The following is a 22,271-nucleotide window of genomic DNA, read 5'->3' as shown; positions in this document are numbered from 1 at the left end:
GCCGCATCGCACCGACGGACTCACCGGCACGACGTGCCATTCGTCCGCGGTGTCACGCGGACGCCGACTCGGCTATCCGGGACGCCCGATGGTCGGCCTCGCCCGTGGTCTCCACCCGCAGCGGCACGGCATCCAATTCCGATGGGACGTCCTCGGGCACCGCGGCGGTGATCAGCACCTGCTCGGCGCCGGCGGCGACCGCGGCCAGGGCGGTGCGGCGCCGGCGATCCAGTTCGGCGAAAACGTCATCGAGGATCAGCACCGGATCGGTTCCGGCGGAACGCAACAGCTCGAAGGCCCCCAGCCGCAGGGCCAGGGCGAAGGACCAGGACTCGCCGTGGCTCGCGAAACCCTTCGCGGGCGCGGAGCCCAGCATCAGCTCCAGATCGTCGCGATGCGGACCGACCAGGCACACCCCGCGCTCCAGCTCTTTGGGACGCGCGGCGGCCAGCTCCCGCAACAGGATTGCCTCCAGGGCCTGCTCGTCATCGGCCTGTGGAACGCGCGCGGGATCCAGGAATTCCGGTGGCAGGCTCGCGCTGCGGTAACCGATTGTGGCGGGCCGCGATTCGGGCGCGATCTCTGAATAAGCCTGTGCAAGATGTGGATAAAGGTCGTGAACCAGCCGCAGCCGCTGCGCCAGCAGCACCGCGCCGTGCGCCGCGAGATGCCCGTCCCACACGTCGAGGGTGCTCATCTCCGCGCCGCGCGCACCCGAACGAGCATTGCGCCCAGCGGTTTTCAACAGTGCCGACCGCTGTCGCAGCACCTTGTCGTAATCCGCGCGCACACCGGCCAAACGCGGCAGCCGGGCGGTGGCCAGCTCGTCCAGGAACCGCCGCCGCTCCCCCGGGTCGCCACGCACCAGCGACAGATCCTCCGGCGCGAACAGCACCGTCTGGAGTATCCCCAGGATCTCCCGCGGCCGCCGCACCGGTGACCGATTGATCTGGGCCCGATTGGCCGTGCCCAGATTCAACTCCATGTCCACCCGCAGCTCGCGGCCGCTGTTGACCACCGTCGCGCCGATCCGGGCCTTCTGGGCACCGAGGCGGATGAGCGGCGCATCGGACGCCACCCGGTGTGAGCCGAGTGTGGACAGATAGCCGATGGCCTCGATCAGGTTGGTCTTGCCGTTCCCATTGGCACCCAGAAAAACCGTCCCACCGGGCGAAAGCTCGAGTTCGGCGGCTTCCCAGGACCGGAAATCGCGCAGTGACAGCGCACGCACGTGCATCCGGCTAGTCCACCATGCCCGCGATCGGCTGCAATACCGGCCCTGGCCGGTGATACACGAACGCGCGCGGCGAATCCGCCACACGCGCCGAGTTTTTCACAGGTTTGTCAACACTGTGCACAGGTATGTCGTCCGCGCCGATCAGCCCGGCAACCGCACCGGCATCAGCAGGTAGATGTAGTTGCCGCGCAGGGCCGAGAACGCGCCCGACTCCAGCTGCGCGGGCTCTTCCTCCGGCGCCGGCAGGAACACCGCCGGGCGGCTGGGGGTCGTGAAACCGAAGGTCACCCGGTCCGAATGCGCGGCGGACAGGCCGTCGAGTAGGTAGCCGGGATTGAAGGCGATAGTCAGCGGCTCACCACGGAAATCGGCCTCCAGCCACTCCTCGGCACGACCGGCGTCGTCACCACCGGCGGAGAGCAGCAGGCCCTCCTCGGAGAATTCCAGCCGGACCTGGGCGCCGCGCTCGGCCACCAGGGCCACACGCTTGATGGCCTCGGTCAGCGCGCCCACCGCGAGGGTGGCGATGGAGGTGTGCTCCTTGGGGAGCAACTGGCGGAACTTGGGGAATTCCGCATCGAGCAGGCGGGTGGTGGTGCGGCGGCCGCCGTTCACGATGCCCAGCAGGCCGTCGGTGCCGGTCCCGAACGCCAGCTGCACCGGCTGGTCGGACGCACCGAGGGTTTTCGCGGCCTCGGACAGGGTGCGAGCCGGGACCAGCACCGCGGTCTCCACATCGGCGCGACCGGGCTGCCATTCCAGCTCGCGCACGGCGAGGCGGAAACGGTCGGTCGCGGCCAGGACCACCTTGGGGCCCTCGATCTCGACGCGGATACCGGTGAGCATGGGAAGCGTGTCGTCGCGGCCAGCGGCCACGGCCACCTGCGAGACGGCCTCGGAGAACAGGTCCACGGCTAGTTCACCGGTCTGCGGAGGCAGCTCGGGAAGCTGAGGATAGTCCTCGACCGGCATGGTCGGCAGCGAGAACTTGGCGCTGCCACAGGCGATCAGCACGCGGGTGCCGTCGACCGACACATCGACGGGCTTGTTGGACAGCGCCTTGGTGATATCGGCCAGCAGGCGGCCCGACACCAGCACCTGACCCGGTCCGGCGACCTCGGCAGCCACCCGCATCTGCGCGGAGACCTCGTAATCGAAGCCGGACACCGTCAAGCCGTCCTCGTCAGCCACGAGGAGTACACCGCCGAGTACGGGAACCGGGGGCCGCGACGGCAGGCTGCGGGCCACCCAGGCTACGGATTCGGCGAAGTCCTCGCGGGCGACCCGAAACTTCATGCTTGCAAGCTCCATCGCCCGGTCTGTCCTCTCCACTGTCGGTCGTTCGGATCTTCGGATCGGTAATCGGCAGTCTCGCACAAGGGGCCGACACCAAACCGTACCTGCGCGAGACCGACGTGCCTAAGCCGACCCTCCGGCTCACCGCTGGAACTCTCGGTGGCTCTCAGTGGCGTTGCTTCTGAATCCCGGTGGAACCGACCTCTGTCGCCGCCCCTTCTCCTTGCGTCCCGATCGGGTGTGGAGGGGCTGTCGATCGGACCGTGCTCTCCCAACCCGAGATTCCACACACCCTGTTTTAGAAGAAGCTTTTCTAGAAGAAGAACTGAAGTAGTAGTAGGTCCTGTTAGTTCTGTGGACTTCGCCCGTTCCCGCAGGTCCGGCGGTGTGGCGGCGTGTGGATGTCGTCTGGGTGGCTCGAGGATGAACAGCGGGTGGCTGTGGAGTCGACGCGGTAGTTCCACAGCCATCCTCGAGCCATCCTCGAGTTGCTCCCCCATTCGGGGCCCGGCTACCCACATCAGGATGAAACCGGGGACTACCTCGAGGATTCCTCGAGGAGCTGACAAGGACTCCTCGAGGAATCCACAGCGCACAACTCCCATCCGCCCTGTTCAGAGCTCGAGGATGAATTCACCTGTTAGTCCTGTGGACTACTGCCTGTGCACCGTTGTGAGCAGCCACCTGGGGGCAACCCGGTGGACAACAGTGGGATTCCTCGAGGAATCCACACACCTTCCTCGAGGAATCCTCGAGGAGTCCACAACCCCGGAAAACAAAGAACCCCACGTCAGATGACGTGGGGTCCTGTGGATTGTGGATCAGCGCGAACGTTGTTTGATTCGGGCTGTGAGTTCTTGAACCTGGTCGTAAACCCGGCGCCGCTCGGTCATCTCCTTGCGCACCTTCTTCTCGGCGTACATGACCGTGGTGTGGTCGCGGCCGAAGGCCTGGCCGATCTTGGGCAGCGATAGGTCGGTGAGCTCTCGGCACAGATACATGGCGATCTGCCTGGCCTGCGCCAGCGGACGCGCCTTACCGGGACCGGTCAGCTCCTCCAGCGTCGTATTGAAGTACTCCGCGGTCACCGCCATGATCGTGGCCGCCGTGATCTCCAGCGTCGCGGTGTCCGGCATGAGGTCGCGCAACACCACCTCGGCCAGCGACAGATCCAGCGGCTGCCCGTTCAGCGACGCGAACGCCGTGACCCGGATGAGTGCGCCCTCGAGCTCGCGGATATTGCGCTCCACCCGGCTGGCGATGAGCTCGAGCACATCGTGCGGCACGTCGAGGCGGTCCATGCGGGCCTTCTTGCGCAGGATCGCGATGCGGGTCTCGAGCTCCGGCGGCTGCACATCGGTGATGAGTCCCCACTCGAAGCGGGTGCGCAGCCGCTCCTCCAGCGTCGCCAACTGCTTCGGCGGCCGGTCGGAGGACACCACGATCTGCTTGTTGGCGTTGTGCAGGGTGTTGAAGGTGTGGAAGAACTCCTCCTGGATACCTTCCTTGCCCTCGATGAACTGGATGTCGTCGACCAGCAGGATGTCGGTCTCCCGGTAGCGGCGCTTGAACGCCACCTTCCGGTCGTCACGCAGCGAGTTGATGAAGTCGTTGGTGAATTCCTCGGTGGACACGTACTTCACCCGCATGCCCGGGAACAACCGCTGGGCGTAGTGGCCGGCCGCGTGTAGCAGGTGCGTCTTGCCCAAACCCGAAGCGCCCCAGACGAACAGCGGGTTGTAGGCGCGGGCCGGAGCCTCCGCGATGGCCACCGCCGCGGCGTGCGCGAAGCGGTTGGACGCGCCGATGACGAAGGTCTCGAAGGTGTACTTCGCGTTCAGGCTGGCCGAGGACGGCGCGGGCGCGGGCTCGCGCTCGGGCGTCCGGTTGAAATAGGTCGGCCAGGAATTGCGGACGTTGACCACCGGCTCGTCGTCGTGCGATTCGTCGACCGGCCGACGCGCGACAGCCTCGTCCTGGTACCGCGGCGCGGGTTCGTCGGCGTACCGCTGGGGCGCGGGCTCGTCCACGTAGCGCTGGGACGAGGGCTCGTCCACGTAGCGCTGGGGCGCGGGCTCATCGGAATACCGTTGCGGCGCGGGCTCGTCCGAGTACCGCTGCGGCGCGGGACGGACCGGTTCGTCGTCGGGATCCGGCGAGAACAGCGACTCCTGTCCGGGCGGTAGGGGCGCGCCGCGGTGGTTGTCGCGGCGTCGGGCCGGGGCGGGCGGCTCGCCGACCAACCTCGGCAACTCTTCGGCCATCGGCGGCTGCCCGAATTCCACAGGTGGATAAGCATCTCGATCGTCGTACTCGACCGGGTAGTCCTGAGGAGGCAGGTAGCGGGGCGCCGCGTACTCCGGTGGGTTCTGGTACATCGGCTGTGAACGCTCCGCCATGGGCGGTTCGGGCTGGTACGCCGGAGGCGCCGGCTCGGGTTCACGGGGGCGTTCGGGCCGGGTGGTCATGCGCGCATGCCGCGGGGCATTCCCCGAGCGACCGGCGGGCGGATTCTGTTGCGCGCGAATGCGCACCCCCAGACCCTCGACCTGGAGTCCGCGGCGGGCCAGGGATCGCAGAATGAGCTCCCGCAGGTCGCGCTCGACCGTGACCTGCGCCATCGTGCCCGGCACCGACAGCAGAGCGAACCCCTGCGCGAAGGTGATCGGTTCGATAGTGTTGAGCCACGCCTTGTGAGCCTTGCTGACCGGCTGGATCTCCCCATCCGCGGAACCGGTCGCCAATTCGGCGATCACCTCCGGCCAGACAGCGGTCAGCACATTCTGCTCGTCGTCCACGAACGTAGTCCTCCCCGGATGTAGGTCGATAGGAGCAGACGGCCCGTGCTGCTCGGCTCCCCCAGTCACCGGGCGTCGGCGAGGCTGCGTCGGCCCTACGAATATGCCACTCCAGGGGTATTTCCACACAATTATCCACAGATGTGGACAACCTGGGGATACGCCAGACCGCGTGTCTGATCCGCTGAATCGGGCGCGTACCTGCGGCTTCACAGCAATCGGCTGGCAAAGGTGATCGCAGTCGCAATGGAGGACTGGCAAGGACCGTACACGAACGGTCGCCGCGACACGAACGCGCTGGAGGTCGCCACGCGACGACTGATCTGGTGAGTTCGGGGTCACGCGTCGGGAACGCCCAGAATCGCTGTTGCGCGGGACGGCCGGTACGAGGGCACGGCCGGTCACGAGTCTCGACTGTGCGCTGAGGCTCGGGAAGGCAAGGAGCCTCCTACCCCCGAGTTTGACCCTCGTCGAGGGGGTAAGTACCCTTCTACAGTCACCCTATGGTGCGGTGGCGGCTGTCTGCTGCCCGTGCCGACAAGGGTATTGCACCGATGGACTCCCGTCCGTCGAGAGCACCGTTTCACCGACAAGCTTCGGGCGTCACCGGACGCCCACCACCTAGAGGAGTGTTGACCGTGGCCAAGGGCAAGCGGACGTTCCAGCCGAACAACCGTCGTCGGGCGCGGGTCCATGGGTTCCGTCTCCGGATGCGCACCCGTGCGGGCCGCGCCATCGTGTCGGCGCGCCGTGGCAAGGGCCGCGCCAAGCTCACGGCCTGATTCGGTAACCCCGGAGTGCGGCGTCGTATGTGCGACTCGCCGTCCGGTCTCCGGTCCCCCATCCGCCCGCACTCCGCTGGATGCTCAGGTGCTGCCTGAGCCCTACCGGCTGCACCGGCGCATCGACTTTTCCCGGACGGTGCGCCAGGGCCGGCGGATCGGGAGACGGGACCTCGTTGTGCACGTACTGCTACACGACGATCAGTCGAGCGGATCGACCCCGGCCATCCGGGTGGGCGGTCCGCGTTTCGGCTTGATCGTCAGCAAGGCGGTGGGTCCGGCGGTGGTACGCCACCGGGTGGCCCGCCGCCTGCGTCATATCTGCGCGAGCTTGACGGCCGAATTGCCCGGCGGCGCAGACGTTGTCATTCGCGCCCTGCCGGGTGCCGCCGACGCTCCCTCCGACGAACTGCTGCGCCAGTTGCACAGCGGATTGCGCAAGCTCGGCGCCCTCTCATGAACGCACTGCGCGCCGCTGCCCGGCTACCGGCCAAAGCTCTGATATTCCTCATCGAGCTGTATCGGACCTATATCTCCCCCACCCGCATGCCGGTGTGCCGATTCACCCCCACGTGTAGTGAGTACGCGGTGACGGCCCTGCGCACCCGCGGACTGTTCGTCGGGCTCGGACTGACGGCCGTCCGCTTGGCGAAATGTGCGCCCTGGCACCCTGGTGGGTGGGACCCCGTTCCGGAGCGCAAGCACCGGCACGCGGCATCAGCTTACGAAGGATCATCGCCCGCGGTGACCGGCGATACGAATGACGGGAGTGCATAGCGTCGTGCTCGACTTCATCTATTACCCGGTGTCGGCCATTCTGTGGTTCTGGCACCAGGCATTCGGGTATGTGCTGGGCAAGAACAGCGGATTCGCCTGGGCACTGGCCGTGGTGTTCCTGGTGTTCACGTTGCGGCTGGTGCTCTACACGCCGTTCGTGAAGCAGGTGCGCACCACCCGGCAGATGCAGGAGCTGCAGCCCCAGATCAAGGAACTGCAGAAGAAGTACAAGAACGACCGTCAGCAGATGACGGTCGAGATGCAGAAGCTGCAGAAGGAGCACGGCTTCAACCCGCTCATGGGCTGTCTGCCGGTGCTGCTGCAGGTTCCGGTGTTCCTCGGTCTGTTCCACGTGCTGCGGTCGTTCAACCGAACCGGTCACGGGATCGGGCAGCTGGGTATGACGCCCTACGACAACGCGCACACCCCGAACTACATCTTCGGTGTGGACGACGTCCAGTCCTTCCTGAGTGCCCGGCTCTTCGGCGCTCCCCTCTCGGCCTACATCACCGAGCCCGCCACCGTGCTGCAGTCCTTCGCGGACTACGGCGGCGTGCCGAGCAAGGTGGCCATCGCGGCGGTCTCGATTCCGCTCATGGTGATCGCCGGTATCGCGACCCACATGAACGCCCGAGCCTCGGTGGCCCGGCAGTCGGCGGAGGCGGCGGCCAACCCGCAGGCCGCGATGATGAACAAGCTGGCGCTGTACGTGTTCCCGCTCGGCGTGCTCGTCGGTGGTCCGTTCCTCCCCGTCGCCATCCTGATCTACTGGGTCTCCAACAACATCTGGACCTACGGGCAGCAGCACCTCGTCTTCGGCCGTATCGAGAAGGAAGAAGAAGAGAAGAAGCGGGCCGCTCTGGAGCGTCGAGCGCAGAACGCCCCGAAGCCGGGCGCCAAGCCGGTCGACGTCCGTAAGAAGCAGGCGCCCGCCAAGGTCGAGGACGCCAAGGCCGATGCCGTCGAGGACGCGCCGCAACCGTCCCAGAACGGGGCCAAGCCCGCGCCCGGCGCCAAGCCGAACACCGCCAAGAAGCGTTCCGGTAATCGTGGTCGCGCCAATCAGAAGCGGCGTCGCTGAGACTTACAACTCCAGATGAAGGAAACAACCATGACTGTTGAAACCGACGGAGGGGATCCCACTGTGACGGCAGCGACGGCGGCCCCGGACGCCGCGACCGACGCCGAGGAAGCCCTCATCGAAGAAGGTGAGATCGCCGGCGACTACCTGGAGCAGCTGCTGGACGTCCTCGACTTCGACGGCGATATCGACCTCGATGTCGAGGGCGACCGCGCCGTCGTGAGCATCGACGGCGGCAAGGATCTGTCGAAGCTGGTGGGTCGTCGCGGTGAGGTCCTGGACGCGCTCCAGGAGCTGACCCGGCTGGCCGTGCAGCAGGCGACCGGTGTCCGCAGCCGGCTCATGTTGGATGTCGCGGGCTGGCGCGCCAAGCGTCGTTCGGAGCTGAGCGCGCTCGGTACCGAGGCCGCTAAGCGAGTGCTGGAGACCGGTGAGCGTGAAGCCCTCTCCCCCATGACTCCGTTCGAGCGCAAGATCGTCCACGATGCCGTGGCCGCTCTCGACGGCGTCGTGAGCGAGAGCGAGGGCGTCGAGCCGAACCGCCGCGTGGTGGTGCTCCCCGCCTGACACGCGGTCTACAGCGGTAGGGCCCCCGGGTTGCAGAGACCCGGGGGCCCTACGCTTATCTGAGGTTGTCCCCCCGTCGCAATTCGCCACCGTGCGAGGGGGTTCGGGGGCGCGATCCCCCGAGAGTCCCGCAGGGTTGGGCAAGTTCGTTCGGAAGGATGTTTCACGTGGAACCTGACACCGAGATGACCGCTCCGGGTCCGGTCGATCCCCCGGCCGCGGCCGCGGTCGTTTTCGGCGATCGGCTCGACAAGGCCCGGCTCTACTACACCGCTCTCGCGACCGCGGGTGTGGAGCGCGGATTGATCGGTCCCCGTGAGGTTCCCCGGCTGTGGGATCGCCACATCCTCAACTGCGCGGTGATCGGCGACCTCATCCCCCACGGGATGCGGGTGGTCGATATCGGCAGCGGCGCGGGTCTGCCCGGTATCCCGCTCGCCATCGCGCGGCCCGATCTTCGAATCACCTTGGTGGAGCCGCTGCTTCGCCGGACGGTTTTCCTGGCCGAGTTCGTCGCCGAGGCGGGACTCGACAATGTCCTCATCGTGCGTGGCCGCGCCGAGCAGGCGGGTGTGAAGAAGGAGGCGGGCGGCGCGGACATCGTCACCTCCCGCGCGGTCGCTCCCCTGGCGAAGCTGGCGGGGTGGTCGATGCCGCTGGTCCACGAACACGGACGGATGCTGGCGCTCAAAGGGATCAGCGCCGCCGAGGAACTCGAGCGTGATCGTGACGAGCTGACCAAGGCGGGGGCGGGGCACGCCGAGGTGATGGAATGCGGTGTGGGACTGCTGGAGACGCCGACCTTCGTCATCAGTGCCGAACGTCTCGCCCGCGCCGAGCTCCGCGCGGAACGTAAGGGCGGGGGTCGTGGGACCGGTCGCCCGAAGCGTCACTGACGAAGCTTCGGCGCATTCGCGGTCGTGTTGTTTCATGTGAAACATGAAGCCGGTCGCGACCTTTGAGCGGGCCTGCGGGCGCCATGCTCGCGAACAGTGTCGTGTTCCTCCGAGTTTTCCGAGACTCGAAGGTGTGTCGCGGTGCGAAGCTGTCCGTTCAACTTCCGTATTGTGTCCTCTACTGGCAAGCTAATGAACGTCGAGCGTGAACGACTTCCAGCCGATTCGAGCCAGCCCTCGGTGACAACGCAGCGTCGCGGCCGTTGCTGCCGAGTGCGCGAAATTCTGCTCGGCCATGTGTCTTTGAGTTCTTCGGGTTAGGAGCCTGTATGTCCAACGGTCCGGCGAATGTTTCACGGGAAACAACGTCCCGGGTTCCCGGCATGCTCGATAGCGGTCCCTTCGAAACCGACGAGTTCAGCCGCACCCCGTTCGGGAACATCTCCGCTAGCGAGACTCCGATCGCCGCCGAAGCGCAGCGCGCGAGTCAGGTGCTGTCGGGTACCAATGCTCAGATTCCGCGGCCACACGAACAGCGCATCATCACCATCGCCAATCAGAAGGGCGGCGTAGGCAAGACCACCACAGCCGTGAATCTGGCTGCCGCGCTCGCTATTCAGGGCATGCGGGTGCTCGTCATCGATCTGGACCCGCAGGGCAATGCCAGCACCGCGCTCGGCATCGAACACCACTCGGGCATCCCCTCCAGCTATGAACTCCTCATCGGTGAGTGCGCGGTGAGTGACACCATCCAGCAGAGCCCGCACAACGAACGGCTGCTCTGCATTCCGGCCACCATCGACCTCGCGGGCGCCGAGATCGAACTCGTCTCCATGGTCGCTCGCGAAGGCCGGCTCAAGGCCGCCATCCAGGAGGCCAACCTCGCCGGGTACGACATCGACTACGTCATGATCGACTGCCCGCCGTCGCTGGGTCTGCTCACCGTCAATGCGCTCGTCGCCGCCAAGGAGGTGCTGATCCCCATCCAGTGCGAGTACTACGCACTCGAGGGCGTGGGGCAGCTGCTCCGCAATATCGGTCTGGTGCAGGCGCACCTGAATCCCGAATTGCATGTCTCCACCGTCGTTCTCACCATGTACGACGGCCGCACCAAGCTCGCCGACCAGGTGGCCGAGGAAGTGCGCTCGCACTTCGGTGAGGCGGTGCTGCGCGCGGTCATCCCCCGCAGCGTCAAGGTGTCGGAGGCTCCCGGGTACGGCATGACCGTCCTCGATTACGATCCGGGCTCGCGAGGTGCGATGAGCTACCTCGATGCCGGGCGTGAGATCGCGGCGCGCACTTCGGCGCGCCAGACCGCGTCTGCGCCCGCTTCGGACGCACAATCCGGTATGTAGGTGAATCTCGGTGGCGGTGAACGGTGAACAACGGAAGGGGTCGGTAGGCCGATGAGTCAGGCGAAGAAGGGGGGACTGGGGCGCGGCCTCGCGGCACTGATCCCGACCGGCCCGGCGACCACGCCCGGTGGGCTCGGCAGTGCCGCCGCCAATGTTGTCATCGGCCTCGACCCGGTCGGTCCGCAACCCGCGTCGGGATTCCTGCATCGTGTCCCCGATCCGGTCGAGGGTGCGGATGGCAGGGACGCGGGTGCGGTGTACCGGGAGATTCCGCCACAGCAGATCGAGCCGAACCCCAAGCAGCCGCGCACCGTCTTCGAAGAAGAGGCGTTGGCCGAACTGGTGCATTCCATCAAGGAATTCGGTCTGATGCAGCCCATCGTGGTGCGTCAGGTCGAGGCCGGGCCGGTCCCCCGCTATCAGCTCATCATGGGTGAGCGGCGCTGGCGGGCCGGCCAGGAGGCGGGTCTGGACGCCATCCCGGCCATCGTGCGCGAGACCGCGGACGACTCCATGCTTCGAGATGCGTTGCTGGAGAACATCCATCGGGTGCAGCTGAACCCGCTCGAAGAGGCGGCCGCCTACCAGCAGCTGCTGGAGGAGTTCGGCGTCACCCATGAGGAACTGGCCTCGCGGATCGGTCGTTCGCGTCCGGTCGTCACGAATATGATCCGCCTGCTGAAGCTTCCGATTCCGGTGCAGCGGCGGGTGGCGGCCGGCGTGCTCTCGGCCGGGCATGCCCGCGCTGTGCTGGCGCTGGAAGCCGGGGCCGAGGCGCAGGAGGCGCTGGCCGCGCGGATCGTGGCGGAAGGCATGTCGGTCCGGGCCACCGAGGAAGCCGTCACACTGGCGAACCGGGATCCGGACGCCGCGGTCACTCCCCCGGCGTCCAAGCGCAAGCCGATACAGATGCCCGGTCTGCAGGACGTGGCGGAGCGGTTGTCGGAGTCCTTCGACACTCGCGTGACGGTGAGTCTCGGCAAGCGCAAAGGCAAGATCACTGTCGAGTTCGGCTCCATCGATGACTTGGAGCGAATTGTCAGTCTCATGGAGCAGTCGAAGCCCTAGAGTGGGTCCACCCCGAGGGTCGCGGCGGAAACGTCACTGTGACGCTCGGGTTTATGGCCCTGGAGAGGCGTGAAGCGTTGATCCCTTATTCTTGCTGGCGAGCACTGTGTGATGCGGCGTGAGTGTGGATGAATCAGACAGCTGGAGGCTGAGCAGAGCGGTGTCGACCAGCGTGACCGCACTTACCCTCGGCGGACTCGACAAACTTCCGGCACATGCGCGGCGGTGCGTGTTCTGGGAGATCGATCCGGCCGTGGCGGCGGATTCCCATAGCTTCAGTGACCCGACCTTCGAGAAGGAGGCCTGGCTCTCCACCGTCATGCTGCAGTGGGGATCCTGCGGGCAGGTCGCCATGGTGGAGGACAGACCGGCCGGGTGCGCGCTCTACGCGCCACCCAGCGCGGTGCCGCGCGCCGGACTGTTCCCCACGTCCCCGGTGAGCCCGGACGCGGTGCTGCTGACCACGCTGAGCGCCGAAATGCCGTATCAGGACACGGATGTAGCCCATCAGCTGATTCAGGCCGTGGTGGCCGATCTGGTGCGCCGTGGTGTCCGGGCCATCGAGGCATTCGGTATTCGCCGGGATCCGCCGACCACCTCCATGCCGGCCATCGGTTCCATGACGCTGCGCGAGCGGATCGGCACGCCGCTGCGTTCCCGTACCCCGGCCGGGTGTTCACCCGAGCAGTGCATGATCGAGGCCGACTTCCTCGAGGACGTCGGCTTCAAGGTGGTCGCCTCGCATCACCGATTCCCGCGTCTGCGATTGGAACTGGATCATGAGCACCTGTGGAAGGAAGACGTCGAGCACGCGCTCGATCAACTCCTCGCCGCGGCGGCGCTGACCATGCCCACGCGTATCGCCACGCGCTAGGGCAACCCGCCCACTCCCCTGACGAAAAACCCCGCCGTCCAGCAACCTGGGATGGCGGGGTTGTTTCATGTGAAACATTCGACCGGGCGATGTCGGGGCTGGAACCCCGCTCCCTTTTGGTTCGGGGGCATGACCCCCGAGCGCTTCGCCTCAGAGGCGGTCGGCGGCCGCCAGTTCCTCGGCAAGCAGTTCGGCGAAGGTGTAAGTCCCCGTGGGCTGATCGTCCTGGCCGAGCAGGTACAGCCGCTTCACGGAGATCAGGATGGCCTCGGCGATCACGTCGCGCATGCGCGGGTTGGTCAGCACCGAGGAGTCGTAATCATTGGTCAGGTAACCGATGTCGACCTGCACGGTCGGCATCTTGGTGAGCCGCAGCAGATCCCAGGTGCGGGCGTGAGTCCGGCAGTCCTGCAACGAGGTTCGCGCCACGATCTCGCGCTGAATGAATCCGGCCAGCACCTGTCCGATCATGGAGGTGGAGCCGTGTGAATTGCCGAAGTGAAAGCTGGCCACACCGCTGGCGGAGCCGCTGTCATTGCTGGCGCAGCGCAGCGAGATCATCAGGTCGGCGTCGAAGGTATTGGAGGTCTCGGCCCGCTCGGCGTCGGAGGGGTTGGCACCCCACGGCCGCGACAGGAAGGTCTCCATACCGGTTGCGGCCATCCGTCCTTCGAGTCGGCTGGCCAGATCCCAGAGGATCTCCGACTCGTAGACGTCACCGAATTCGGTCGGCACCGCCGAACCCTTGTCCGGCCCGCCCAGGCCCGGATCGATCACGATCCGCTTGCCGGTGAGCTGTGGCCCGGCCCGGTGCACCACCTCTTCTTCGGCGATGCGGTGCGGATTGCCGCCGGTGACGCGGGCGCCCAGCAGATCCAGCGAACGCAGCGTGTCCGGACCGCAGATGCCGTCCGAGGACAGCCCGATCTCGCGCTGGAACGAGGTGAGCGCGTCGTGGGTGTGCGGCCCGAAGTAGCCGTCCACCCGGTGCACATAGAAGCCCAGGTCCTGCAGTCGGCGCTGGAGGGTGGCGACATCGTCGCCGTACAGCGGCGCGGACAGCTGATAGATCAGAGTGCGCGCGCCGAGGCGGTACGAGGCCTCCTTCAGTGCGCGATAGGTGGCCGGACCGACCACGCCGTCGACCAGGAGACCGCGGTGCTGCTGAAAAGCACGCACCGCGGAGTCCAGATCATGGTCGAAGATGGCGTCGGCGTCCTTCCAGTACTCCCCGATCGGACCCGAGGGGTCGCTGTTGGGATGAGAACGCAGGAACCCGAGGCTTGCCAGGGTGCTCCGAACCTCTGCTACGGCTGGACCTGTATCGCCGTGACGAAGTCGGTGCATGCGTGAGAGCCCTTTCCTTCCGCCAACCCGGGTACCCACTCATGCGGCGGTTCACACCTTCGCACGACCGGAGCGTCGAATGATTGTTTCAGACCCGGACCGAATTTCGGCAACTGTCGAGTGCAGGCATCCTAACCCTGGCGCCGGCGTGAGGGGCCGAAGGCGGTAGCTTGCGTAACCACCGGGCCCCTCGGCGCCGAAATTCTATCCGGCGTTGTCAAAGAACATCGTGCAGTTCACGCAAGAGGGCGGCCTTCCCCTTTGCTCCCACGATCCGCTTGGTCTCCTTGCCCCCTTGGAACAGGACCATGGTGGGCAACGACAGGATCCCGTAGTGCCTCGAGGTCTCCGGATTGTTGTCGGCATCGAGCTTGGCGATGGTGATCTTGTCCGCATGGGCGGCGGCGATCTCCTCGAGCACGGGAGCGACCATCTTGCACGGGCCGCACCAGGCCGCCCAGAAGTCGACGAGCACCGGCTTCTCGCTGAGCAGCACGTCGTCGGCGAAGGTGGCGTCGGTCACCGTCTTGGTGGCGCTGGTCTTGGCGTCGACGGTGTTTCCTTCAGGCATGCCCTTGCTCCTTAGTTGTTCACTTCCACCGGCTGACCGGCGTGATCGAGGGTGTTGCTGGTGATGTCACCCTGTTCGGCGAGCCAGCGCTCGGCGTCGATCGCCGCGCGGCAGCCGGTGCCGGCGGCGGTGATGGCCTGCCGGTAGGTGTGGTCGACCAGATCGCCGGCGGCGAAGACGCCCGGGACCGAGGTGTAGGTGCTCTGGCCGTGGACCAGCACGTAGCCCTCGCCGTCCAGATCGACCTGGCCGCGCACCAGTTCGCTGCGCGGGTCGTGGCCGATGGCGACGAACAGGCCGGTGGCTGCCAGCTCGGAGGTCTCGCCGGTGCGGGTATCGCGCAGCGTCAGGCTGGTGACGCTGGTATCGCCGTGCACCGCAACGACTTCCGAGTTCAGGACGAAGCGGATCTTCTCGTTGTTCTTGGCCCGCTCCAGCATGATGCGGGAGGCGCGGAACTCCTCGCGGCGGTGAATGATGGTGACCGAGCTGGCGAATTTGGTGAGGAAGGTCGCCTCCTCCATGGCCGAGTCGCCGCCGCCTACCACCACGATGTCCTGGCCCTTGAAGAAGAAGCCGTCACAGGTGGCGCAGGCGCTGACGCCGCGGCCGAGCAACTCCTGCTCGCCGGGGACGTTCAAATAGCGGGCCGCGGAACCCATGGCGAGGATCACGGCATAGGCCTCGTAGACCTCGTCGCCGACGGTCACCTTCTTGATGGGACCGGTCAGGTCGAGGGCGTCCACGTCCTCGGTGCGGATGTCGGTGCCGAAGCGCTTGGCCTGCTCTCGCATCTCCTCCATGAGGTCGGGGCCCATGATGCCCTCGCGGAAGCCGGGGAAGTTCTCGACCTCGGTGGTAGTCATGAGCGCGCCGCCGAACTGGGTACCCTCGAAGAGCAACGGTTCCAGTTCCGCACGGGCGGCGTACACCGCGGCGGTGTAGCCGGCCGGACCGGAACCGACGATGATCAGGTCGCGAACAGGCGTGCTCAAGGTGGCCCTCCGAAGCTGTTGTGGAGAATCTCGATCGCTCGAACGTGAGCGTGTCGGTCAACAACAGCCTAAACGCTGTTGTTCCCGTGCCTGATCGCCCTCCGCTTCGCTCCGGGCAAGCGGCAGGGCGGTGGAGGCGGCCGCGGCCAAGGCGAGGTCTATGGGGAAGCTCGATTCTTCTTTCCTCCACTGCGCTCCCCCGCTCCATCGGTCCTAATCGAGCTGGGCCGCGAACCTTTCGGGGATCGAGCAGTATTCGTGTCTAGCCGATATCGGCGCGTCCGAGCACCTGCGGATTGCCTGGGCCACAGCCGGTTCCGAGCACCGCCGCGGTGATCTGCGGCGGTTTCGGCCCGGCGAGCAGCACCAGCACTCCCGGACTGCCGGAGAAGACGACGCTGCGGGAGCCGAGCACCTGGCGGTCCAGACCGGCCGCCTGCAGGCACGTGGCGAGCGCGTTGCCCGCCGCCAGCGGGCCGGTGATGTCGTGACGGCCCATGGCGGTGAGGACGGCCGTCGGCGCCAGATCGGCATCCAGCGCGGCCTCGGCGGCCGGTCGGGCGGAGGGGGCCACGGTGTGGGTGCTGACGGCGTCCACGGCCACCACGGCGCCCGCGACCACGGCCGCGGCGGCCGCGGCGACGGTGAGCCAGCGCAGGCGGCGGGACGGGGCCTCGAGCTGGACGGGCTCGGCCTCCTCCTCGGATTCGGGGAGGGGCTCGGGTTCCTCGAGTTCGCGGGGGTCGAGCCGGCCGGTGTCGAAGATGGAGTCGCCGAAGACGGGCAACGGGGCGGTGGATGGCGGGGCCGGACGGGTGATGCGGGTGACCGGGAGCGGCGCGGTGGGCAGCCGGGTGACGGTGGCGAGCCGGTCCGCGGGACCGGTGCCGTGGTCGTGGTCGTCGCCGGTGGCGAGATCTTCGATCATGCGTTCCAGGCGGGCGGTCACCTCGGCGGGCATGGGGTGGGCGATGTGTTCGTCGCGGCCGAGGTCGCGCAGGCGATCGTCGACGCGGTCGAGTGAGCGCAGATAGCGCATGGCCGCCGGGTCGCGTCGGACCGCGGGCCAGAGTCGCTCGGATTCTTCCGGCGGCAGCGCGCCGCCGTGCAGATCGGCGAGCAGTTCGGTGGAGAAGGGCGGCGTGGGCACCTCGGTACCCGCCATTGCTCCTCCTGTGTCCTCCATTGCCCCTCCAGGGCTTCGAGTTGGAATCGCAGACCTGTCTTTGTATCTGACGCATCGGAACCGTACAAGGTTCCACCGAAATTGCGGTGTTCGAGTGGAATTCAATTCATGGTGTGGCGGTGTGCAATTCACGCAAGTGCGCCTCGAGTCGCCTGCGCCCGCGCGCGCAGCGGCTCTTGACCGTTCCCTCCGGAATGCCCAGCAGCGCAGCGGCATCCGCGACGGAGTAGCCCTCCAGCTCCACGGCGACCAGGGCGGTGCGCTGGTCGGCCGGCAGCGTGAACAGCGCCGCATCGACCAGGAGCGTGGCCTCCAGGGCCGCGAAATCGTCCCGGGGACAGCGTGGTTCGTCCGCGGTGTCCTCGGGCAGCGGTTCGGTGCGGCGCAGCTTGTTGCGGCGGATGCGGTCCAGGCAGGCATTGACCACGATGCGGTGCAGCCAGCTGCGCACCTCGGCGTCGCCGCGGAAGGCGGCCGCGCCCCGGTGCGCGGACAACAGGGCGTCCTGGAGCGAGTCGGCGGCGTCCTCGGGGCTGTAGGAGGCGCGTAGCGCGGTCTGCCAGAGGTGGTCGCGGTGGCGGCGCAGCAGTTCGGCGAAGGCGTACGGCGCGCCGCCGACGTGGGCGGCCAACAGGTCGCGATCGCTGACTTGCCGCGCTTCAACGAGTTCGTTCGCTGACGACAAATGCATCCCCTCAGAACAGCGCGCACGGGCCTGTTCAGGGACCGAGCGTCACCGAAATTTGTGGCCTGTCATCCGGGACCGTAGAAGCCGGCGCCCGGGAGCTCCCCTTGCCGAGAGTACGCAAGATCGTATCGAGGATAACGATTCGGTCGCCGTGAATTGCACGAAAAAGCACTGGTAGCGGATGTTTGGTCTGATTCGCGCGATCCGATTGTGATAAGCGCTCGAATGGCTCGACAGTCCGGGTTCGAGGCCCGAGCGCGGGGAGGCGGAGCGCTCGTCTGGACCGCGGCGTGATAGACCTCCGGCTGGAAGCGGAGGAGCGAACGGCTCCACAGATCCGCGCCTCGCAGGAGTGCAGGAGCGAAGAACGAGAACCTTCGGCTCCATGGACCTGCGCCTCGGCCGCGACCGCCTCCACCTCTCTGCGGCTTGCCCAGCGCGCAGCGGAGGGTGGATTCAGATGCTCGACTCGAAGCGGATTTCGGCGATCGAGGACTGGAACTGTCCGCCGTTGTTGGCCAACTGGGTGATCCACACCAGCACATAGCGGGCGGGCTGGTCGGCCCGTACCGGAATCTCGGTGGTGCCGTCGCCGAGCACCGCCGACCCGATCAGCTGGGTCTGATCCAGGGTCGGCGAGGCGGTCGGCGAGGTGCGGATCTCGACCTGCGTTCCGGGCGAGGGCGATTCGATGATCACCTTGGTCAGCTTGCTGGGGCTGCCCAGGGTGGTGAGCACGCCCACGCCCTTCTTCAGGGCGGGGAACTGCTGGAAGTAGGCGTCGGTGCGCCACGTGGTGGCCGGGTTGTTGTCCAGCACCGACCCGATGCTGCCGACATTGTCGGGGGTGCCCTCCGGGGAGAACACCGTGGCGCCGGTGACCGGCACCGGCACGCCTCCCGTGGCCGGGGCGCTGGCGGGCGCCTGGGACGCGCCCGGGCTGGACGGCGGGGCCGCCGAGCTGGTGAGGCCGATATTGCGCTGTTCGTTGAGCGGCGCGTTGGAGGAGCCGGGCGCGAAGACGCTCAGCAGCCACCAGATGATGACGCCGACCACCAGCGCGGCCAGTATGCCCAGACCGACCAGGATCCACATCATCCGCTGCGAGCGTTCCTTCTCGGCGGCGAGCAGTTCCGGATCGGCGAGGGTCTCATCGGGTGCGCTCGGCGGCTTCTGGCCCAGGCGCAGCACCGGGATGAAGTCGGTCTTCTGGTCCACCACCGACGCCTGCTCCAGCACGTGCTGGACCGTCGCGGCGGTGCGCACCCCCTTGTTGGACTCCAGCGACCGGACCGCGACCGCGGAGATCTCGAAGGGCACCTCGGGCCGAATCGTCCTGGGCTCCACCGGAGTTCCGTCCGGACCGAAGTCGGCCAGCGGCAGGCCGCCGACGGTGGCCACGCTGCCCGAGAGGCCGCCGATGCGGATGGGCCAGCGGGCGGTGATGAGCGCGTAGAGCATGGCGCCCAGACCGCGCACATCGGATTGGGCATCCGAGTCGGACAGCGTGCCCGGGAAGGCCAGCACGGCGTCGCCGGCCGCGCTGATGCGCACCCGGTCGGGATGGTCGATGGACAGCGAACCGCCGCCGCGGTGCGCCATTTCGGCCGCGGCCGCCAGCGCCCGGATGGCGCGGGCCGCACCGATCGGCGACGGCACGGTGTCGGCCATCTCCTTGAGCGAACGGCCCGGCGTCCACTCGGCCACCACGATGCCTCCGGAGGAGCCGCGCACCACGTCCAGCACGCGGGCCAGACCGGGCGAGTTGATCCGGCCCAGACGCAGCGTTCGGGACAGAATGGCCTGTGGCCCATCGTGCCCGGAGTTGTCGGTGGCCTGCTGGTCGGCGTCGACGAAGGTGAGGGCGACCTCGCGGTCCAGCTTCACGTCCAGGGCCTGCCAGAACCGCAGGCCGCGCGCGCCGCCGTGGCTGGCCAGCAGCCGATACCGGCCGCCCGCCACGGACGCACCGGGCGTCAGCTTGGGGCCGCGCTGGATGCGCTTGCTCGGCGACTCCACCCGCATGGGTGGCATCTGCGGTGAGATGGCCTCGTACACACCGGTTTCGGGACCGGCGTGGTCCTCGTCCTCCGGTAGGTGCTCCGGCCCGCCGTCATCGCCGGCTCCGCCGGGACGGGCCTCGGAGTCGACTGGGCCACCGGACTTTCCGCCGGCGTTGCCGGAAGGAGGGGTGTCGGTGGAGAGCCCGCCGCCCGCGGCCGTTGCGGATTCGGCGGCTGGGACACCGCCTGCCGCGTCGTCGCTCACCCTCGTTCCTCCTTCGCCCTGGTATGTCGAAGACCGATGTATCGGGGCCGGAACCGCTGCGCCGGCCTCCGACGTCGTGCGGAAGCCGCCGTCCGGTGTCCTGGCACTGTCCGGCGTGCCGCGGGGGCTGTCCGCGGGCACGCCGGATCGGGCAGTTGCGCTTGCCTGCCGAACAGGGTACGGGAACTCGGTCTTTTCGGTGAGTTCAACCGCATCGGGCCGGATGACGGGCAGCACCATGGTCTGCGCGTCGAGGTACGGGTCGAAGCGGTAGTAGTAGGGCGCGGCGCGCAGATCCGGTTTGGGCAGCAGAGTGGTCTCGTGGATGTCCTCGAGCGGGGTGCCGTCGAGGTCGAGATCGGGTGCGGGCGGGGTGATGCCGAGGCGACGCGAGATGGCCACGGTGATGGCCACGATTTCGGGAATGCCGAGCAGGCGCATCAGGCCGAAGGCCACGCCGAACATGACGATGGCGGTGATGCCGACCCGCACCAGCGAGCCGAATCCGCCGAAGGTGTCCGAAAGCCGGTGCAGGCCCAGCACCTTGTCAACGATGAGCAGGACCGCGCCACCGGCCAGCGATGCCAGCACCACGCGGGTGATGGTCTGGCCGACATTGGCCATGCGCAGATCGCCGAGGCTGCGGTGCAGCAGCCAGCCGCCGATGATCGCGCCGGACAGAAATCCGAAGCCATTAGCGACACCGAGCGCGATAACGACGTGGTCCGCCGACACGAACGTCGGCGCTGCGACGGAGAGCACCACTTTGACTGTGGTGATGCCGAGGATGATCCAAGTGGGAGTCCACGCCTGTTCCCGCGCGTAGAACACGCGTAGGTGAATCAGCACCATCGCGTAGGGGATCAGCGTGAAGGCAGACCAGGATACAGCCTCGCCGAGTCGGGCGGCGTCCCCTCCGAATCGGCCGTAGCCGTACATGGCCTGGCCGATCTGAGGTCCAGCAAAGGTGAAGAAGGTGACGATCGGCATGAGCGCGATCATGGTGAGGCGAGTCGCCGCGCCGAGATCATCGACCACGGCGGGGGTGTCGTCGGCCGCCGCGTTGCGGCTCAGCCGCGGCATGATCGCGGTCAGCAGCGTGACGCCGATGACGCCGTATGGCAATTGCAGTAGTGCCCAGGCGTTCTGGTAGATCGCGGGTCCGGCGATGTCCCAGTGTGATGAGATCCGGGTTGAGATCGTGAGGCCGGCCTGGCTGATGAAGACGTAGAGGATGATGGCCGCGCCCATGCCCGCGAACTGTTTGAGTCGCGCATCAACACCCCAGAGCGGCCGCAGGTCGATCCCCTCGCGGCGAATGGTCGGCAGCAGACTTACGACCTGCACGACAACACCGAGGGTCACGCCGACGCCGAGCAAGAGCAGCTTGGGCTCGCTCATCCGAACCGGATTGAGAGTGATCTCCCCCGGCGTCAGAGCGTAGAGCCCAAGGACGACCAGCACCACGATGTTGTTCAGAACTGGTGCCCACGCACCGGGTTTGAACCTGCCGTGCGTATTCAGGATGGCCATCAGCAGTGCCGACATGCCGTAGAAGAGGACCGCGGGCAACAGCAGGTAGGTCAGCGCGGTGGTGAGCGCCGTGTTGACCTTTCCGTCATCGGACAGGAATACGTGCCTGGTCAGCACCGGCGCCAGCGCCGTGGCCAGTACGGTGCCGGTGGCCAGCACGGTGAATGCGGCTGTGACCAGCCGCCTGACGAAAGCGGCTCCGCCGTCGGCGTCCTCTTTCTCGGCGCGCACCAGCGTGGGCACCACGATCGCGGTCAGCACCGCGCCGAGCAGCAGCTCGGAGATCATGGTCGGGATCGTGCTGGACACGGTAAAGGCCGAGGCGATGGCCGGGCCGAGAACCGTCAGCAGCAGTACCGTTTTGCCGAAGCCGGTGATGCGGCTGACCAGAGTCGCGATCGCGATGGATCCGGAGTCACGGACCAGCCTCGCGTTCGAATTATCCGGCTTTTCTTCCACCTGCTGCGCCGTCGCGGCGGCCTGCTTCTGCGGCATGGCTCGGCGCTGGAGCCCGCTCGGCGATCCACCGGACCGCGGGTTCGACATCGAGGGTGTCGGGTAGCGCTGCTCGTTGGAAGGTAGGGACCGTGGCCCGACGCCGGGCGGGCGGTCACCTTCGTTGCCGGGGTGTCCCCAGTGGTAACGCTCTTCGGGCGGGATACGCCCGCCCGCACGGGGATCCGGGCGTCCCTGCTGGGGTCGGGGCCGGTGCATGATGGGTCCGGATTCACCAGGGGGCGGCACCTGCCGTTGCGGACCGGACGGTTGGCCCGGATATGGGCGGCCCGGAATCCCCTGTGGATTGCCCGGAATCGACCGCTGCTGTCCGGAGCCCGGACCTTGCGGCCCGGCTACCCGGCTCTGCTGTCCGGAAGCGGGGCCCTGGGGGCCGCGCGGCGCGGGCCGGGGCACGCCGCGTTCCCACGGTGCCGATGGCGTGCGCCGCGGCGGC

General features: G+C 67.3%; 18 protein-coding genes. 9 read left to right on the top strand and 9 right to left on the bottom strand.

Translation table 11 applies throughout. The features are described 5' to 3' along the window. Nucleotides 1-52: 52 nt before the first annotated feature. From recF to dnaA, 3 genes are all read right to left on the bottom strand, one after another. Nucleotides 53-1,237: a DNA replication/repair protein RecF gene (recF, locus tag GLP40_RS03885; RefSeq protein WP_154786464.1), complete on the bottom strand. Its 1,185-nt coding sequence runs from the start codon at nt 1,235-1,237 to the stop codon at nt 53-55. A 141-nt stretch (nt 1,238-1,378) separates the two neighbouring features. After that, nucleotides 1,379-2,548: a DNA polymerase III subunit beta gene (gene dnaN / locus GLP40_RS03880; RefSeq protein WP_154786463.1), complete on the bottom strand. Its 1,170-nt coding sequence runs from the start codon at nt 2,546-2,548 to the stop codon at nt 1,379-1,381. Between the two features lie 806 nt (nt 2,549-3,354). Continuing rightward, nucleotides 3,355-5,331, bottom strand: coding sequence for a chromosomal replication initiator protein DnaA (gene dnaA / locus GLP40_RS03875; protein ID WP_328289651.1), 1,977 nt, complete (start codon nt 5,329-5,331; stop codon nt 3,355-3,357). A 638-nt stretch (nt 5,332-5,969) separates the two neighbouring features. Between dnaA and rpmH the strand changes: the two genes are divergently transcribed. The 9 genes from rpmH (at nt 5,970) to GLP40_RS03830 (ending at nt 12,731) form a co-directional block, all read left to right on the top strand. Then, on the top strand, nt 5,970-6,113 hold the full coding sequence (rpmH, locus tag GLP40_RS03870) for a 50S ribosomal protein L34 (RefSeq protein ID WP_033085250.1): 144 nt from the start codon (nt 5,970-5,972) through the stop codon (nt 6,111-6,113). 88 nt (nt 6,114-6,201) lie between these two features. Beyond that, on the top strand, nt 6,202-6,573 hold the full coding sequence (gene rnpA, locus GLP40_RS03865) for a ribonuclease P protein component (protein WP_196054542.1): 372 nt from the start codon (nt 6,202-6,204) through the stop codon (nt 6,571-6,573). Beyond that, entirely contained in the window at nt 6,570-6,890 is a 321-nt protein-coding gene (gene yidD / locus GLP40_RS03860; protein ID WP_154786461.1) for a membrane protein insertion efficiency factor YidD, read from the top strand. Before rnpA ends, yidD begins: the two co-directional genes overlap by 4 nt. A 4-nt stretch (nt 6,891-6,894) precedes the next feature. Next, on the top strand, nt 6,895-7,971 hold the full coding sequence (yidC, locus tag GLP40_RS03855) for a membrane protein insertase YidC (protein ID WP_328289762.1): 1,077 nt from the start codon (nt 6,895-6,897) through the stop codon (nt 7,969-7,971). Nucleotides 7,972-8,001: 30 nt separating this feature from the next. Further along, nucleotides 8,002-8,538, top strand: coding sequence for a Jag family protein (locus GLP40_RS03850; RefSeq protein ID WP_154786459.1), 537 nt, complete (start codon nt 8,002-8,004; stop codon nt 8,536-8,538). A gap of 158 nt (nt 8,539-8,696) precedes the next feature. After that, nucleotides 8,697-9,434, top strand: coding sequence for a 16S rRNA (guanine(527)-N(7))-methyltransferase RsmG (gene rsmG, locus GLP40_RS03845; protein ID WP_154786458.1), 738 nt, complete (start codon nt 8,697-8,699; stop codon nt 9,432-9,434). A 383-nt stretch (nt 9,435-9,817) separates the two neighbouring features. After that, nucleotides 9,818-10,789 (top strand): ParA family protein, encoded by a 972-nt coding sequence (locus tag GLP40_RS03840; protein ID WP_196054518.1) that lies wholly within the window; start codon nt 9,818-9,820, stop codon nt 10,787-10,789. A 51-nt stretch (nt 10,790-10,840) separates the two neighbouring features. Then, entirely contained in the window at nt 10,841-11,857 is a 1,017-nt protein-coding gene (locus tag GLP40_RS03835; protein WP_154786456.1) for a ParB/RepB/Spo0J family partition protein, read from the top strand. Between the two features lie 160 nt (nt 11,858-12,017). Next, nucleotides 12,018-12,731, top strand: a complete 714-nt coding sequence (locus GLP40_RS03830; RefSeq protein ID WP_328289650.1) for a GNAT family N-acetyltransferase — start codon at nt 12,018-12,020, stop codon at nt 12,729-12,731. Between the two features lie 150 nt (nt 12,732-12,881). Here GLP40_RS03830 and GLP40_RS03825 read toward each other — a convergent pair whose 3' ends face one another. The 6 genes from GLP40_RS03825 to GLP40_RS03800 form a co-directional block, all read right to left on the bottom strand. Further along, nucleotides 12,882-14,078: an N-acetylmuramoyl-L-alanine amidase gene (locus tag GLP40_RS03825; protein WP_154786455.1), complete on the bottom strand. Its 1,197-nt coding sequence runs from the start codon at nt 14,076-14,078 to the stop codon at nt 12,882-12,884. 217 nt (nt 14,079-14,295) lie between these two features. Next, the gene (gene trxA, locus GLP40_RS03820; protein ID WP_154786454.1) at nt 14,296-14,649 is read right to left on the bottom strand and encodes a thioredoxin; all 354 of its coding nucleotides are present in this window, start codon (nt 14,647-14,649) and stop codon (nt 14,296-14,298) included. 11 nt (nt 14,650-14,660) lie between these two features. After that, nucleotides 14,661-15,644, bottom strand: coding sequence for a thioredoxin-disulfide reductase (gene trxB, locus GLP40_RS03815; protein ID WP_154786453.1), 984 nt, complete (start codon nt 15,642-15,644; stop codon nt 14,661-14,663). A 262-nt stretch (nt 15,645-15,906) separates the two neighbouring features. Continuing rightward, nucleotides 15,907-16,809 carry a hypothetical protein gene (locus GLP40_RS03810; RefSeq protein WP_154786452.1) on the bottom strand — a complete coding sequence of 301 codons (903 nt, stop codon included), beginning with the start codon at nt 16,807-16,809 and terminating at the stop codon, nt 15,907-15,909. Between the two features lie 127 nt (nt 16,810-16,936). Beyond that, on the bottom strand, nt 16,937-17,521 hold the full coding sequence (gene sigM, locus GLP40_RS03805) for an RNA polymerase sigma factor SigM (protein ID WP_154786451.1): 585 nt from the start codon (nt 17,519-17,521) through the stop codon (nt 16,937-16,939). A 453-nt stretch (nt 17,522-17,974) separates the two neighbouring features. Continuing rightward, nucleotides 17,975-21,814, bottom strand: coding sequence for a murein biosynthesis integral membrane protein MurJ (locus GLP40_RS03800; protein WP_154786450.1), 3,840 nt, complete (start codon nt 21,812-21,814; stop codon nt 17,975-17,977). Nucleotides 21,815-22,271: the final 457 nt, after the last annotated feature.

The organism is Nocardia aurantiaca, assembly GCF_009708175.1.
Lineage (GTDB): Bacteria > Actinomycetota > Actinomycetes > Mycobacteriales > Mycobacteriaceae > Nocardia > Nocardia aurantiaca.
This window is presented reverse-complemented; position numbering and strand designations above follow the sequence as displayed.